Origin of the sequence: Cellulosimicrobium cellulans (assembly GCF_042723955.1) — a bacterium.
Classification (GTDB): domain Bacteria; phylum Actinomycetota; class Actinomycetes; order Actinomycetales; family Cellulomonadaceae; genus Cellulosimicrobium; species Cellulosimicrobium cellulans_H.
Genome location: NZ_JBHXIC010000021.1, coordinates 13066 through 25663, shown reverse-complemented (window position 1 = coordinate 25663; position 12598 = coordinate 13066). Strand labels below are relative to the sequence as shown.

10 protein-coding genes and 1 other RNA gene are annotated in these 12598 nt (G+C 73.9%); 5 read left to right on the top strand and 6 right to left on the bottom strand.

Features of this window, described 5'->3' with window-relative positions:
• Positions 1-92: 92 nt before the first annotated feature.
• Both ACFWH7_RS08155 and ACFWH7_RS08150 read right to left on the bottom strand, forming a co-directional pair.
• Positions 93-440 carry a TfoX/Sxy family protein gene (locus tag ACFWH7_RS08155; RefSeq protein WP_378216004.1) on the bottom strand — a complete coding sequence of 116 codons (348 nt, stop codon included), beginning with the start codon at positions 438-440 and terminating at the stop codon, positions 93-95.
• Positions 441-517: 77 nt separating this feature from the next.
• Complete coding sequence (locus tag ACFWH7_RS08150) at positions 518-1360, bottom strand: YaaA family protein (protein WP_378216003.1); 843 nt, start codon at positions 1358-1360, stop codon at positions 518-520.
• A gap of 86 nt (positions 1361-1446) precedes the next feature.
• On the opposite strand from ACFWH7_RS08150, the gene ACFWH7_RS08145 reads away from it, so the two are divergent.
• Complete coding sequence (locus ACFWH7_RS08145) at positions 1447-1830, top strand: tautomerase family protein (protein ID WP_378216002.1); 384 nt, start codon at positions 1447-1449, stop codon at positions 1828-1830.
• Between the two features lie 67 nt (positions 1831-1897).
• On the opposite strand, the gene recQ is transcribed toward ACFWH7_RS08145, so the two are convergent.
• Complete coding sequence (gene recQ / locus ACFWH7_RS08140) at positions 1898-3739, bottom strand: DNA helicase RecQ (protein WP_378216001.1); 1842 nt, start codon at positions 3737-3739, stop codon at positions 1898-1900.
• Positions 3740-3773: 34 nt separating this feature from the next.
• Positions 3774-5852, bottom strand: a complete 2079-nt coding sequence (locus tag ACFWH7_RS08135) for a HelD family protein (protein WP_378216000.1) — start codon at positions 5850-5852, stop codon at positions 3774-3776.
• A gap of 117 nt (positions 5853-5969) precedes the next feature.
• Between ACFWH7_RS08135 and rnpB the strand changes: the two genes are divergently transcribed.
• The 4 genes from rnpB (at position 5970) to ACFWH7_RS08115 (ending at position 10817) form a co-directional block, all read left to right on the top strand.
• Positions 5970-6384, top strand: an RNA gene (gene rnpB / locus ACFWH7_RS08130) — RNase P RNA component class A.
• Between the two features lie 60 nt (positions 6385-6444).
• Complete coding sequence (gene thiD / locus ACFWH7_RS08125) at positions 6445-7263, top strand: bifunctional hydroxymethylpyrimidine kinase/phosphomethylpyrimidine kinase (protein ID WP_378215999.1); 819 nt, start codon at positions 6445-6447, stop codon at positions 7261-7263.
• Between the two features lie 238 nt (positions 7264-7501).
• Positions 7502-10123 (top strand): phosphoenolpyruvate carboxylase, encoded by a 2622-nt coding sequence (locus ACFWH7_RS08120; RefSeq protein ID WP_378216030.1) that lies wholly within the window; start codon positions 7502-7504, stop codon positions 10121-10123.
• Between the two features lie 334 nt (positions 10124-10457).
• Positions 10458-10817 carry an STAS domain-containing protein gene (locus tag ACFWH7_RS08115; RefSeq protein WP_378215998.1) on the top strand — a complete coding sequence of 120 codons (360 nt, stop codon included), beginning with the start codon at positions 10458-10460 and terminating at the stop codon, positions 10815-10817.
• A gap of 51 nt (positions 10818-10868) precedes the next feature.
• On the opposite strand, the gene ppgK is transcribed toward ACFWH7_RS08115, so the two are convergent.
• Positions 10869-11666: a polyphosphate--glucose phosphotransferase gene (gene ppgK, locus ACFWH7_RS08110; RefSeq protein WP_277515134.1), complete on the bottom strand. Its 798-nt coding sequence runs from the start codon at positions 11664-11666 to the stop codon at positions 10869-10871.
• Positions 11663-12574, bottom strand: coding sequence for a type I methionyl aminopeptidase (gene map / locus ACFWH7_RS08105; RefSeq protein WP_378215997.1), 912 nt, complete (start codon positions 12572-12574; stop codon positions 11663-11665). The genes ppgK and map overlap by 4 nt, the downstream gene beginning before the upstream one ends.
• Positions 12575-12598: the final 24 nt, after the last annotated feature.

Below are 12598 nucleotides of genomic sequence, written 5' to 3'. Positions count from 1 at the left end.
GGACCTCCGGTCGCCAGGTAGAGCTCAGCGTGTTCTACCTCGGGGCAGCAGGTTCTCCCTCGCCGCCGGAGCCCGGCGCCGCCGGGGTCGGTTCACACCTTCCGGGGCTTTGTCGCCTTGGCGGGTTCGGCGAGGGCGTGCTCGACGGCGGTCGCGACCCAGGCCTCGAGCTCGTCAGGGTCGGCGATCCGTCCGCCGTCGACGAGGATCATCCCCGTCATCGCGCGACCGCCCATCTCCATGACCGCCCCGCCGCGTTCGAGCGCCGCGCCCATGCCGTCCTTGCCGACCCGCACCATGAGGTCGTCGCGGGTGACGCCGAGCGCCATATGGGTGTTGACGAGGAACGCGATCCCGCCGAACATCTTCCGCTCGTCGAACGGCGCGCGCGGCCGCAGGGCGGCGCGGATCCGCTCGGCGAGGTCCTCGCTGTAGACCATGGGTCCACTGTGGACCTCGTCCCGCCGGACCGCAGCGGGTGCGAGCCCAGGGCTCGGTCGATCGCTCGGTCGATCGCTCAGGCGATGACGAGCTCGAGCGTGCGCGGCCCGCTCCGGGTGGTCGCGTCGTGGAGCGTCGTCTCCAGGAGGCGGTAGCTCAGCCCCGAGCCCACCTCGGTGCCGATCACCGTGCCGACGAGCTCGCCCGCTGCGTCGAGCAGCCCGTCGGCCGACGACGGCGGCGCGGCAGCCCGGCGCAGCAGGTGCCCCGCGAGCACGCCCCGCGTGTGCTTGGCGTTGTGGGAGACGACGCTGCGCTTCCCGGCGTGCTCGCGCACGACGCGCACCGCGACCCAGTCGGCCGCGCGCGGCCCGGAGGTCGCAGGCTTCCACGCGCCGACGTACGTCGCGGACCGGCAGTCGACGACGACGTCCCCGGCTGCGCGCTCGTCGAGCACGGGGGCGAGGTGCGGGCGCCACGCGGTGGCGAGCTTTCCCACGCCCGGCAGGGCCACGGACATGGAGAGCCGGTACGCGGGGACCCGGTCGGCGGGGGAGAGCGCCCCCCACAGCGCCGACACGACCCGGACGTCCTCGCGGGCCCGCCGCGCGGCCTCGCCGCCGGACGCGAGCGCGCCCGCGAGGTCGGCGGCGCCGTAGAGCACGCCCGTGTAGACGTCGGCCGCGGACCCGGCGGGCGCCGTGCGGAGGGACGTGTTGCGCCGCACCTCGTCGGCGAGCCCCGGCGTCGTGCCGAGGACGTCGTGCGCGTCCGGGCGCGCGCTCGCGGCGGCGAGCGCGTCGAGGACCTGCGCGCGGTGCGCGGAGAGGGCGGGAGAGGTGAGCGAGCCGAGGTCGACCGGCGCGGCGCCGTCGGGCGCGGGGGTCTTGCCCTCGGACGGGGGGAGCAGCACGAGCACGCGGCCACTCTACGAGCGGACGCCGCGTCGTCGCGGTGGGTGACCAGGCACGACGGCGTGGCCTGCGTCACGGCTACGCTCGCCCGATGGCCCAGGTGAAGATCTACGGACGGCGCAGCGTGTGGGGAGAGCGGCGGGCGGAGGTGTCCGACGCGCTGCACGACGCGCTCGTGCGCACGTGGCAGCTCCCGCCCGACAAGCGGTTCCACCGCTTCCTGCTCCTGGACGACGACGACCTGGCTGCCCCGCGCTCTGACGCGTACCTCGTCGTCGAGGTCGTGTGCTTTACGGGCCGGACGCGCGAGGCCAAGCGCGCGCTGATCGCGGCGCTGTACGACGACGTCGTGCCCGCCCTCGGCCTGACCGTGGACGACGTGGAGCTCGTGATCCTCGAGAGCCCGCGCGAGAACTGGGGCATCCGCGGGGTCAGCGGCGACGAGCTCGCGCTGTCGTACCGCGTCGACGTCTGACACCGATCCCGGGAACCTCCCCCGCCTCAGGAGGCGGGGGACAGCCCCGAGCTCGGTGCGCGCCGGCTCATCCTCCCTCGGCGACGACGGCCAGCACCGCGTCGCCGTACCGGGCGAGCTTGTTCTCACCGACGCCGCTCACCCGCGCGAGCTCTTCGAGCGAGCCGGGCCGGGCGGTCGCGATCCCGCGGAGCGTCGCATCCCCGAACACGATGTACGCGGGCACGCCCTGGGTCTTCGCTTCCCCCGCGCGCCAGGCGCGCAGCGCCTCGAAGAGCGGGACGTCGGCCTCGGCCAGCTCGGCGCCGGCGGCCGCCTTCCGTGCCTTTGCCGCACGCACCGGACGAGCCGGCTCGTGCCGCATCCGGACCTCGCGTCGCTGGGCCAGGACCTCCCCGCTCCCCGCGGTGAGCACGAGCGTCCCGTGCGCGCCCTCGACGGTGAGCAGCCCCTGGGCGAGGAGCTGGCGCACCACGGCCCGCCACTCGTGCTCGGACAGGTCCTTCCCGACCCCGAACACCGACAGTTCCTGGTGCCGGAACCGTCGGACCTTCTCGGTGTCCCGGCCGAGGAGGATGTCGACGACCTGCCCGACGCCGAAGCTCTGCCCACGCTCGCGGTCCAGGCGGAACACCGCCGAGAGCACCTTCTGCGCGGCGACCGTCCCGTCCCAGGCCTCGGGTGGGGCCTGACACGTGTCGCACGACCCGCAGCTCCCGGGGTGGTCCTGCCCGAAGTAGGCGAGGAGCTGGGCACGGCGGCACTCGACGGTCTCGCAGAGGGCGAGCATCGCGTTCAGGTGCTGGCCCAGGTTGCGCCGGTGCGCGGCATCGCCGTCGGACGTCTCGATGAGCTTGCGCTGCTGCACGACGTCGGCGAGGCCGTAGGCCAGCCAGGCGGTGGACGGTAGTCCGTCACGCCCGGCGCGCCCCGTCTCCTGGTAGTACCCCTCGACCGACTTGGGCAGGTCGAGGTGCGCGACGAACCGGACGTCGGGCTTGTCGATGCCCATGCCGAAGGCGATCGTCGCGACCATGACCAGGCCGTCCTCGCGCAGGAACCGGGACTGGTTCGCGGCGCGCACCGACGCGGGCAGCCCTGCGTGGTAGGGCAGCGCCGGGATCCCGTTCTCGACGAGCGTCGCGGCGGTCCTCTCCACCGACGCGCGCGAGAGGCAGTAGACGATCCCCGCGTCCCCGGCGTGCTCGGTGCGCAGCAGGTCGAGCAGCTGCTTCTCCGGTCGGTCCTTGGGCACGATCCGGTAGGTGATGTTGGGCCGGTCGAAGCTGGAGACGAAGTGCCGCGCGCCCTCCAGGTCGAGGCGCTGGGCGATCTCGGCCCGCGTCGCCGCCGTCGCCGTCGCCGTCAGCGCGATGCGCGGGACGGACGGCCAGCGCTGGTGCAGCACCGACAGCTCGAGGTAGTCGGGCCGGAAGTCGTGCCCCCACTGGGACACGCAGTGCGCCTCGTCGATCGCGAAGAGCGCGATCGGCGTCCTGTCGAGCAGGTCGAGGGTGGCGCGGCTCCGGAGCCCTTCCGGTGCCACGTAGAGCAGGTCGAGCTCGCCCCCCACGAGCGCGCGCTCCACGGCGCGGCGGTCCTCGACGGACAGCGTGGAGTTGAGGAACGCCGCGCGGACGCCGAGCGCCGCGAGGGCGTCCACCTGGTCCTGCATGAGGGCAATGAGCGGTGACACCACGACGCCGGTCCCCGCGCGGACCAGGGCGGGGATCTGGTAGCACAGGGACTTGCCCCCGCCGGTGGGCATGAGCACCAGGGCGTCGCCGCCGCCGACGACGGTGTCGATGATGGCGGCCTGCTCGCCCCGGAACGAGTCGTACCCGAAGACCCGTCGGAGCACGTCGAGCGCGGTGTTCGGCGCAGTGTCGGTCGCAGTCGCTGTGGCCACCCGGGCACCCTACCGACGAGGTCCGACACGACGGTCACGGACGGCAGAGCTCGGCGGGCAGGTCGTCGCGGTGGCGGACGGCGAGGGACGTCACCGCGCGGGTCAGGCAGACGTACAGCCGCCGCAGGCCCGTGACCCGGTCGGGCTCGCCCCGGACGACACCCTCCGGGTCGTCCAGCACGACGTGGTCGAACTCCAGCCCCTTCGCGAGCGACGCGGGCACGAGGTCGAGCCGCGTGTCGAACTCGACCGTGCCGGCGTCGTCCGTCGCCTCGCCGACGACCGCGAAGGCGAGGCCGGCCTGGGTGAGCGCCCTGCGCGCGGCCTCCGCGCCGCCGTCGGGCACGATGAGCCCGACCGACCCTTCCCGGTCGAGCGCCGTGCGGACCAGGTCCACCAGCGGGTCCGTGGTGAGGACCAGCTCGCCCCGGGCGCGACGGACGGCGACCGGCGGAGAGAGGTCCGGCGCGATCGAGGGCAGCAGGCGGGCGGCATACTCGATGACGTCGCCGGGGACGCGGAAGCCCGCGGTGAGCTGCTCCACGTGGCCGTCGGGCTTGCCGAGGTGTGTCAGCGCGTCGGTCCACGAGGAGACCCCCCACGGCGTCGTCGCCTGGGCCAGGTCGCCCAGCACCGTCAGCGAGCCGGTGCGCGCCCGGCGCCCGAGAGCGCGCAGCATCATCGGCGACAGGTCCTGCGCCTCGTCCACCACGACGTGCGCCACCGACGCGCCCCGGGCCAGCAGGTCCGCGACCTCGTCGAGCAGGACGAGGTCGGCCAGCGTCCAGCGGGCCGTGCCCGGGGTCCGGGAAGGTCGCGCCGGGCGCAGCAGCTCCTGCTCGGCTGCGGTGAGGACGCCGTCGGCGCTCGCGGCGAGGAACGCGGGGTCGACGAGGAGCCGGTGCAGCAGCGCCGTCGGCGTGACCTTCGGCCACACCGCGGCGGTGTAGTCCCGGACCGGTCGCGTGCGCGCGAGCGCGTCCCACGCCCGCTCGTCGAGCGCCTCGCCGGACTCCTCGATCTGCACGAGGATGCGGTGCGCGAGCGCGTGCCGCAGGTGGTCGCGGCCGGCGTCGAAGCGCGGCTCCCGGCCGACCACCTGCGCCACGCACTCGCGTGCCTCGTGCGCGGCGACGCGCCAGCGGCGCGCACCGCGCGGCAGCACGAGCGCCTCGGACGGCTCGACGAGGTGCGACCACACGGCGCGTCGGAGCACCTCGGCCAGGCGCCCGTCGCCCTTGAGCCGGGCGACGGCGGCGGGCTCCGTGCCGCGCAGGCGGCCGTGCGCCGTGACGATCTCCTCGACGGTGGTCTGGGTCGCGTCGACCTCGCCGAGCGCGGGCAGCACGTCGCGGATGTACCGCAGGAAGCTCGCGTTGGGCCCCACGACGGTCATCCCGGCGCGGCTCACGCGCTCCCGGTGGGAGTACAGCAGGTACGCGGCGCGGTGCAGCCCGACGGCGGTCTTGCCGGTACCGGGCGCGCCCTGCACGACGACGGTCCGGTCGAGCCCGCTGCGCACGATGACGTCCTGCTCGGGCTGGATGGTGGCGACGATGTCGCGCATCGGCCCGGTGCGGGGACGCTCGATCTCGGCCTCGAGGATCGCGGAGGGCTCGGCACCGGGACCCGGTGCGGTGAGCGTCTCGTCCTCGAAGCCGGTGAGAGCGCCCCGCTGGAAGCCGTAGCGGCGGCGGACGGCGACCCCCATCGGCTCGGTGCGGGTGGCGCGGTAGAAGGGCGTGCTCACCGGGGCGCGCCAGTCGACGACGAGCGGGTCGCCCTCGGGGTCGGAGACGTGGCGGCGCCCGATGTGGAAGACCTCGGCGGGCTCGTGGTCGGTGCCGTCGAGGTCGATACGGCCGAAGAAGAGCGGGACCTCGGGGTCGTCGGCGAGCTGGGCGAGCCGGCGGGCGAGCGCCGCCTCGAGATGCTCGGCGCTGACCCGGTCCCCGGCGAGGGCGTTCAGCGACCCCGCCTGCTCGCGCATGCGGGCGAGCTGCGCGCGGGCCTCGGCCAGGAACTCCTGCTCCCGGGCGAGCTCGGTCGAGGTGTCCCCGGTGGGTGCCGCGGTCGGAGCGTCGGGGGCGGACGGTACGGCGGGGGCGGGCACGACAGACCTCCGGGAGCCGGCTTCGAGGGGGTCGGCCATCCTACGGGCAGCACCCTCCCGGTGGACCGGTCGCTGGTTCGACGAGTCGTCCGGGAGCGGTAATCTTGCCGGTGCGGACGAGTCGGTCGGACGGTCGCGTCGAGGGGCCTCGTGCTCCTCGCCGAGGAACGTCCGGGCTCCGAAGGGCAAGGTGGTGGGTAACGCCCACCCGGGGTGACCCGCGGGACAGTGCCACAGAGAACAGACCGCCGCGTCAGGGAAGGGCTTCGGCCCACTCCGGCGCGGTAAGGGTGAAACGGTGGTGTAAGAGACCACCAGCGGGCCGGGTGACCGGCCCGGCTCGGTAAACCCCACCTGGAGCAAGGTCAGACAGACTGTGCCTGAGGGCTGCCCGCCCGATTCTCCTCGGAGAAGCACAGTCGGGTAGACCGCTCGAGCCCTGCGGCGACGCAGGGCCTAGATGGATGACCGTCGCCCGCGCGAGGGTGACCTCGCGCGGGAACAGAACCCGGCGTACAGACCGGCTCGTCCGCCCGCCTCTCCCGGCACGACCGGGAGGACGGACCCCGTCCTACTCGTGCCGAGGAGCACCATGTCGCACCACGACTCGCACACGCCTCCGCTCGCCTACGTCATCGCCGGCTCCGAGGCCACCGGCGGCGCCGGCATCCAGGCCGACCTCAAGACGTTCCAGGAGCTGGGCGCGTACGGGGTCGGCACGCTCACGTGCATCGTCTCGTTCGACCCGAAGAACGACTGGGGCCACCGGTTCGTCCCCGTCGACCCGCAGGTCATCGCGGACCAGTTCGAGGCGGCGACGGTCACGCACGAGCCGTCGGTCGTGAAGATCGGCATGCTCGGCACGCCCGCGACGATCGACGTCGTCGCGGAGTCGCTGCGCTCGCGCACGTGGGAGCACGTCGTGCTCGACCCGGTGCTCATCTGCAAGGGCCAGGAGCCGGGCGCCGCGCTCGACACGGACACCGCGCTGCGCGAGCAGGTCCTGCCGCTCGCGACCGTCGTGACGCCCAACCTCTTCGAGACCCGCACGCTCGCGGGCGTCGAGTCGATCGAGACGGTCGAGGAGCTCGTGGAGGCGGCGCGCAAGGTCCAGGCGCTCGGCCCGCGCGCCGTCGTCGCGAAGGGCGGCGTCGAGCTGCCCGGCCCGGACGCGGTCGACGTGCTGGTCGACGGCGACGAGGTGCACGTGCTGCGCACCCCCAAGATCGGCGAGGAGCGCGTGAGCGGCGCGGGCTGCACCTTCGCGGCCGCGATCACCGCGGAGCTCGCCAAGGGCGCCTCGGTGCTCGACGCCGCGCGCGTCGCCAAGGACGTCGTCACCGCCTCGATCGAGGACCGCGTGGCGTCGAACGCGCCGTTCGACGCGGTCCGCGTCGGCGCGCGCCGCTGACCCCGGGGTCTCGCCGGGGTCGCACGCGCCGACCCCGGGCCGACCACCGCTCGACCGACGATCACCCCTCGGACGCCTTCACGTCCCCTGACGGTCAAGGAATACTCTCGTCACCGTGAACGACCTCTCCCCTTCGGAACTGTCCCCGTCGCCGGGTGCTGCCGACGGCCCTGACCGGGCCGCCGCCGACGTCTCCGACGACACCGGGCACGCGGGGCGCGGCCTCGCCCGCCACGACGTGCCCGCCCCGCTGCGTGACGACGTCCGCCTGCTCGGCGGTCTGCTCGGCACCGTGCTCCGCGAGACGGGCGGCCAGGACCTGCTCGACGACGTCGAGCGCCTGCGCGAGCTGTCCATCCGCGCGTACGACGACCCGTCCGGCGCCGTGCTGGCCGAGGCGGAGACCCTCGTCGAGGGCCTCTCCATGGCCCGCGCCGAGCAGGTCGCCCGGGCCTTCACGTGCTACTTCCACCTCGCGAACCTCGCGGAGGAGTACCACCGCGTGCGCGTCCTGCGCGAGCGCGAGGCCGAGTTCGCGACCCGCGCGACGACGCCCGACGACTCCCTCCCGGAGGCGTTCGAGCAGCTCGTCGGCGAGGTGGGTCGTGAGGAGGCGCTGCGTCGTCTCCGCGGCCTCGAGTTCCGCCCGGTGCTCACGGCGCACCCGACCGAGGCCCGCCGCCGTGCGGTGTCCGGCGCCGTGCGCCGCATCGCGACCTTGCTCGACGAGCGGGACGCCCAGCGCCTCGGCGGCACGTCGCTCGCGGAGAACGAGCGCCGCCTGCTCGCCGAGATCGACACGATGTGGCGCACCGCCCCCATCCGCGAGCACAAGCCGTCCGTCCTCGACGAGGTCAAGACGGCGCTGGGCGTGTTCGACGCGACGATGTTCGACACGTTCCCGACCGTGTACCGCCGCCTGGACGACTGGCTGCTCGGCGACGAGGCGGGCCGCGAGGAGCCGCTCGTGCGGCCGTTCGTCAGCCTCGGCACGTGGATCGGCGGCGACCGCGACGGCAACCCGAACGTCACGGCCGAGGTCACGCGCCAGGCCGCCGCGATCGCGGCGGACCACGCGCTCGCCGCGCTCGAGCAGCAGACGCGCCTCGTGGGGCGCAAGCTCACGCTCGACCAGGACGGCACGCCGCCGTCGGACGGGCTGCGCGCCCTGTGGGAGCGGCAGCGCCGGCTCTCGGAGGCCGTGACCGTCGCCGCGTCCGAGGCGTCCCCGCGCGAGCCGCACCGCGCGGTGCTGCTCGTCGTCGCGGACCGCATCGCCGCGACCCGCGCCCGCAACGCGGACCTCGCGTACCCGAACGCCGAGCAGCTCGAGTCAGACCTGCGCGTCGTCCAGGAGTCGCTCGTCGCCGCGGGCGCGCCGCGCGCCGCGTACGGGGACCTCCAGCAGCTCGTCTGGCAGGTGGAGACGTTCGGCTTCCACCTCGCGGAGCTCGAGGTGCGCCAGCACTCCCAGGTCCACGAGGGTGCGCTCGCCGAGATCGCGGAGAAGGGCCTGCGCGGCGACCTCTCCGACCGCACGCGCGAGGTGCTCGACACGTTCCGCGCGCTGGGCGCGGTCCAGCAGCGGTACGGCATCCGTGCCGCACGCCGCTACATCGTCTCGTTCACGCAGAAGCCGGAGCACCTCGCGGCGGTGTACGAGCTCGCGGAGCTCGCGTTCGAGGGCTCCGACGAGGCGCCCGTGGTCGACGCGATCCCGCTGTTCGAGACCTTCGCCGACCTGCGCGCGAGCGTCGACATCCTCGAGTCGATGCTCACGCTCCCGCAGGTGCAGCGCCGGCTCGCCGAGAACGGGCGCCGCGTCGAGGTCATGCTCGGCTACTCCGACTCGTCGAAGGACGTCGGTCCGGTCTCCGCGACGCTCGCTCTCCACGACGCGCAGAGCCGCATCGCGCAGTGGGCCGAGCGCCACGACATCACGCTCACGCTGTTCCACGGCCGCGGCGGGGCGCTCGGCCGCGGCGGCGGCCCGGCGAACCGTGCCGTGCTCGCCCAGCCCCCGGGCTCGGTCGACGGCCGGTTCAAGCTCACCGAGCAGGGCGAGGTCATCCTCGCGCGCTACGGCGACCCGACCATCGCGTCGCGCCACATCGAGCAGGTCGCCGCGGCGACCCTGCTCGCGTCGGCGCCGTCGACCGAGAAGCGCAACGCCGAGGCGACCGAGCGGTACCGCGACCTCGCGGCGGCGCTCGACGAGTCGTCGCGCCGCCGGTTCCACGAGCTGGTCCGTGCGGACGGGTTCCCGCAGTGGTTCTCCCAGGTGACGCCTCTCGAGGAGGTCGGCCTCCTGCCGATCGGCTCCCGCCCGGCCCGCCGCGGCCTGTCCGTCTCCTCGCTCGACGACCTGCGCGCGATCCCCTGGGTCTTCTCCTGGTCCCAGGCCCGCATCAACCTCGCGGGCTGGTACGGGCTCGGGACGGCACTGAAGGAGTTCGGCGACCTCGAGCTGCTGCGCGAGGCGCACCGCGAGTGGCCGCTCTTCGCGACGCTCCTCGACAACGTCGAGATGTCGCTCGCCAAGACGGACGAGCGCATCGCGGAGCGCTACCTCGCGCTCGGCGAGCGCGACGACCTCGCGCAGGCGATCCTCGACGAGCTGCGCCTCACGCGCGAGCAGGTCCTCGCGGTCACGGAGAACGCGTGGCCGCTCGCCGGCCGACGGGTGCTGGGCCGCGCGGTCCAGCTCCGCAGTCCGTACGTCGACGCGCTCTCCCTGCTCCAGGTCCGCGCTCTGCGCGGTCTGCGCTCCGGGGCGGAGGGGCCCGTCAAGGACGAGCTGCAGCACCTCCTGCTGCTCACCGTGAACGGCGTCGCCGCCGGCCTGCAGAACACGGGCTGACGGCCCGCGCTCCGTCCCCACGGCCGCCGCGTCCACCCGCTACCGGGTGGATGCGGCGGCCGTTGCCGTCTGGACACCCGTCCAACTGTTGAATGAATCCTCAACGATCGCTCCGGGGAACGATGCCGAAGCCGCTCTGGGTAAAGTCTTCGCCAGAGGCCTACCAGCCAGCGGCATCCGTGGGGTACGCTGGCGACGTCCGATCACGCCGGAGCCTTCTCGTCGCCCGATGACGTACGACAGCAGGCCCCGACCGATCGACAGCGTCAGGCAGGTGGCGCGTACTCGTCGGGGTGGGCGAGGCAGGGGCAGGACGAAGGGCGGGGCAGTGTTGGTGCAGGAGCTGGAGCGGAGCGACGCTGAGGCAGGGACGGGCGGCATCCGGCTGCTCGAGGAGCCCGAGGCGAGCGTCGTGGACATGTGGGGCGAGATCGACGTCGCCCTCCGCAGCGAGGCGAGCGCCGCGCTCGCGAACGCGCTCGAACGGGACGTCCCCGTGGTGATCGACACGTCCAAGGTGACGTTCATGGACTCCACGGGCATCGCGTTCCTCGTGCAGTTCTACACGATCGGCTCCGAGGAGGGGCTGTCCGTGACGCTGCGCAACCCGCCCACGGTCGTCACCGACGTCCTCGAGATGCTCGGCGTCATCGACATCTTCGGCACCGAGCGGCACGAGGTCACCACGAGCTGACCTCCGGTCGAGGTCCGACGGCGGGGCGGCCGACGGGCGCGCCCGCGCCGGTCAGCGCGCGTCCGCCGCGAGCGACGCCGCGCCCACGATGCCGGCCGCGTTGCGGAGCCGGGCCGGGACGATGGGCGCCCGCAGGTGGAGCAGCGGCAGGAAGTGCTCGTGCTTCTTGCTCACGCCCCCGCCCACGACGATGAGGTCGGGCGAGAACAGGTCCTCCACGACACCGAAGTAGCGCTGGAGCCGCTCGGCCCACTGCGCCCAGTCCAGGTCCTCGCGGTCCCGCGCGGCGTCGGACGCGCGCGTCTCGGCGTCGTACCCGTCGATCTCGAGGTGCCCGAGCTCGGTGTTCGGGAGCAGGTGCCCGTCGACGACGATCGCGCTGCCGATCCCCGTGCCGAGCGTCGCGACCAGCACGACCCCGTCCGCCTCGCGCGCGGCGCCGTACCGGACCTCGCCGATCCCGGCCGCATCGGCGTCGTTGACCGCGACGACGTGGCGCCCGGTCTCGCGCGCGACGAGCGCGGGCAGGTCGACGCCGGTCCACGACTGGTCGAGGTTCGCGATGAAGCGCACGACGCCGTGCTGCAGCGGCGCCGGGAACGCGACGCCGATCGGCACGTCCTGCGGGAGGTCGTACTCGCCCACGAGCTCGGCGATCACCTCGGCGACGGCCTGCGGCGTCGACGGCTGCGGCGTCGGGATCCGGTGGCGCTCCTGGGCGAACTCGCCGGTCGCGAGGTCGACCGGAGCGCCCTTGATGCCGCTGCCGCCGACGTCGATGCCGAAAGCGGTGCGGGGGCGGTCGGTCTGCGCCGGAGGTGCGGCGTGAGAGTCCTGGTGAGCGTTCATGGCAGTGTGAGGATCTCCGCTCCGTCGTCGGTCACCAGCAGCGTGTGCTCGAACTGCGCGGTCCGCGAGGCGTCCGCGGTGACTACCGTCCACCCGTCGTCCCACATCCGCCACTCGGACGTGCCGAGCGTGAGCATGGGCTCGATGGTGAAGACCATCCCGGGCTCGATGACGGTCGCGTGGTCGGGCGCGGCGTCGTAGTGCGGCACGACGAGCCCCGAGTGGAATGCGCGCCCGACGCCGTGCCCCGTGTACTCGCGCACGACCCCGTACCCGAACCGGGCCGCATAACGCTCGATGACGCGACCGACCACGTTGATCTGGCGGCCGGGGGCGACGGCCTTGATCCCCCGGGCGAGCGCCTCGCGCGTGCGCTCGACGAGGAGCGCGGACTCCTCGTCGACCTCGCCGACGGTGAACGTCGCGTTGGTGTCGCCGTGCACGCCGCCGACGTACGCGGTGATGTCGACGTTGACGATGTCGCCCTCGACGAGCGCGGTCGAGTCGGGGATGCCGTGGCACACGACCTCGTTGAGCGACGTGCACAACGACTTGGGGAACCCGCGGTAGCCCAGGGTCGACGGGTACGCGCCGTGGTCGAGGAGGAACTCGTGCCCGACGCGGTCGAGCTCGTCGGTCGTCACGCCGGGCGCGACGTGGCGCTCGACCTCCACGAGCGCCTGCGCCGCGATCCGCGACGCGGCGCGGATGCGCTCGATCGTCTCGGTGTCGTTGACCTCGCTCCCGGTGAACGGCCGCGGGCCGGGCTGCCCGACGTACTCGGGGCGCTCGATCAACGCCGGCACGGCGCGCAGCGGTCCGACGACCCCGGGCACGAGCGGGCCGCGACGTGCCGCAGGTGGGGGAGCGACGGCGTCGGGCGAGGTCGAAGACGGCGTGGGGCTCATGACGGCCAGTCTACGAACGTGCGG